This is a genomic window from Methylophaga sp. UBA5088 (assembly GCF_002414625.1).
Lineage (GTDB): Bacteria > Pseudomonadota > Gammaproteobacteria > Nitrosococcales > Methylophagaceae > Methylophaga > Methylophaga marina.
The window spans coordinates 7079-9912 of sequence record NZ_DIAC01000049.1; the positions used below are offsets into that span (position 1 = coordinate 7079).

General features: G+C 44.8%; 2 protein-coding genes and 1 pseudogene. 2 read left to right on the top strand and 1 reads right to left on the bottom strand.

Annotated features, from left to right (window positions below; all coding sequences use genetic code 11):
- Together B4K20_RS06605 and B4K20_RS06610 are read left to right on the top strand one after the other, a co-directional pair.
- Window positions 1–776, top strand: a pseudogene (locus B4K20_RS06605) (IS3 family transposase); the annotation flags it as partial.
- A gap of 12 nt (window positions 777–788) precedes the next feature.
- A complete protein-coding gene (locus tag B4K20_RS06610) occupies window positions 789–1703 on the top strand; it encodes a DNA polymerase Y family protein (protein WP_289282322.1) in 915 nt (304 codons plus the stop codon).
- A 44-nt stretch (window positions 1704–1747) separates the two neighbouring features.
- Here the strand turns inward: B4K20_RS06610 and galU are convergent, their stop codons facing one another.
- Window positions 1748–2602: a UTP--glucose-1-phosphate uridylyltransferase GalU gene (gene galU, locus B4K20_RS06615; protein ID WP_289243815.1), complete on the bottom strand. Its 855-nt coding sequence runs from the start codon at window positions 2600–2602 to the stop codon at window positions 1748–1750.
- Between the last annotated feature and the right edge of the window lie 232 nt (window positions 2603–2834).

A 2834-nucleotide genomic window follows, 5' to 3' on the forward strand; every position in this document is an offset into this window, starting at 1 on the left:
GGCAGCAACGCCTCAAACAGCCTGATATAGCACGGCTACAATTGCGGGCTAAGGTGAATGAGCTGTTCACCAAAAGTCGCAGCAGTGCGGGCAGCCGGACACTAGTCGACATGTTACGGGATGAGTCCATCAAGATTGGCCGCTTTAAAGTCACTCGCCTGATGAACGAGTTGGGATTGATATGTAAACAACCGGGACCGCATGCCTATAAGCAAGCCACCGTTGAGAGACCTGATATACCGAATGTATTGAATAGAGCGTTTGAACCAGAGAAAGTCAATCAAGTGTGGTGTGGTGACATCACCTATATCTGGACTGGCAGTCGCTGGCATTACCTTGCTGCGATATTGGACTTATATAGTCGCCGTGTTATCGGTTGGGCAACGTCGGCAAGGCCTGATGCAGACTTGGCCGTTAAAGCCTTGGACATGGCCTTTGAGTCACGAGGGAGGCCACAAAATGTTTTGTTCCATAGTGACCAGGGCAGCCAATACGGCTCACGGAAATATCGGCAGCGTTTATGGCGCTATCGAATGACGCAAAGCATGAGTCGTCGTGGTAATTGTTGGGATAACGCTCCAATGGAACGGTTATTTCGTAGCTTGAAGTCTGAATGATTGCCAAGGCTCGGTTATAGAGGACTGAACGAAGCAATGCGTGATGTGAGTTACTACTTGATGGACTATTACAACTGGCAGCGACCACATCAATTTAATGATGGATTACCACCTGCAAAGGCGGAATATCTGTCTAATCCTGTGTCCGGAATTAGTTGACCACTACAGGAAGTGTTCAGCGTAGACGAAGCTTTTTTGGATTTGACGCGTTGTCAGACTTTATACAAAGGCGCAATGAATATTGCTTATCTCATTAAGAGAAGAGTCTGGCAGGTTTCAGGTTTACGCTGTTCTGTTGGAGTGAGTGGAGACAAAACTACAGCTAAATTCGCTGCCAAAAAGGAAAAGCCTGATGGCATGACCGTGATTCATCCGGAAGAGGCTGCTGACGTGCTGGCTCCCGAACCTGTCACGGCGCTGAGTGGGATTAATAAGGGGATTGGTCGTTTTTTAGCGCATTATGGAGTGGAACGCTGTGGTGAAATGAAAAACATACCGATGAGCCTGTTATCAAAACGGTTTGGTCATTTAGGTCGGCGTATATGGCTCATGGCACAAGGACAAGATCCGGAGCGCCTGACGTTTAATGTGAAAGCACCTAAAACCATTGGTCATGGCAAGGTACTCCCGCCTGGCACCCATCAAAAAAATACGGTCTTGATCTATTTACAGCATATGGCAGAGAAAGTGGCAGCCAGGATGCGTTGTTTTCATTATCAGGCTGAGTGTTTTTTTATTGGTTTAAAAACAGAGCGCGGATGGCTTAAAACCAAAGCCCATGCAGGTATCTATACCGATGATGGACACGTCATTTATCAGTTATGTAAAGCGTTTGTTGATTTTTATTGGGCGGGACAAGGTGTTTGGCAGGTACAGGTGACAGCCTTATCACCTCAACAAGGAAAACAATTAGATTTATTCGAGCAACCTGATATACAAAGAGAACATATCAACCAGACCGTTGATAAAGTCAATTACCGGTATGGTGAGCTGACTTTGGCGCCTGCCAGACTCTTACAGAAGTCTACTATGCCCAATGTTATTGCACCCGCTTGGAAACCCAAAGGCCATCGAAAAACCATATAAAAAAGCCGGCGGGGAAGCCGGCTTTTTGAAGAGCGAATCAGTGTTTACTTTTTAGCATGATCACGCTGGTAGTAGTAGTTGGTCGCTTCAACAAAGCCATCAATACTACCGCAGTCAAAACGGTGACCTTTAAATTTGAGTGCCAAAACGCGTTTTTCTTTTGCCAGAGTACGGATAGCATCAGTGATTTGTACTTCACCATTGGCACCAGGCGCTGTTTTTTCAATGTATTCAAAGATATCAGGCGTTAATACGTAACGACCAATAATACCTAGCTGACTTGGCGCATCTTCAGGTTTTGGTTTTTCTACCATGTCATCGACTTCAAATAGACCATCTTCGATTTCACGGCCAGAGATGACACCGTAGCTGCTGATGTTATCGCCGGGTACTTCTTCAATAGCAATAACACTACAGTTATATTTTTCGTAGACTTCAACCAATTGGCCTAATGCACGTTTGCTTACATCTTCATCTGTACGAGCGCACAAGTCGTCAGCCAGGATAACGGCAAATGGTTCATCACCAATGATGGGTTGACCTGTCAAAATCGCATGGCCTAAGCCAAGCATTTCACGCTGTCTCATAAAGATGAAGTTACAGGTATCCATCACTTCACGAATATCTTCCAGATGCTTCTCTTTACTGGTACCACGGATTTGGTGTTCTAATTCGTAACTGGTGTCGAAATGATCAGCAATTGCACGTTTACCTCGACCAGTGATGAAACCTACTTCAGTGACGCCAGCTTCAATGGCTTCTTCGACACCATATTGAATAAGAGGCTTGTTAACGACAGGTAACATCTCTTTAGGCATGGCTTTGGTGGCTGGCAGGAATCGCGTGCCATAACCAGCTACAGGGAAAAGACATTTACGAATTTTTTTTACTGATTGCATTCATTATTCCTTATTTTTTATATAGCTTAGCTAAATGGTATGAAAGTCTGATGACAATACCTTAGCCATTTGTAATCCATAGTACTTGGTATGGCGCAACTGTAATCATGTCAGATGAACCATCTAGAATAACACCACTTATCAGGTCCCACCATCGGTCTGTAACAACCAGATTGAGGTTGGCAATACGAAGTGGTTGTTCGGTATCGCTGATATTGTAAATGCAGAAGAT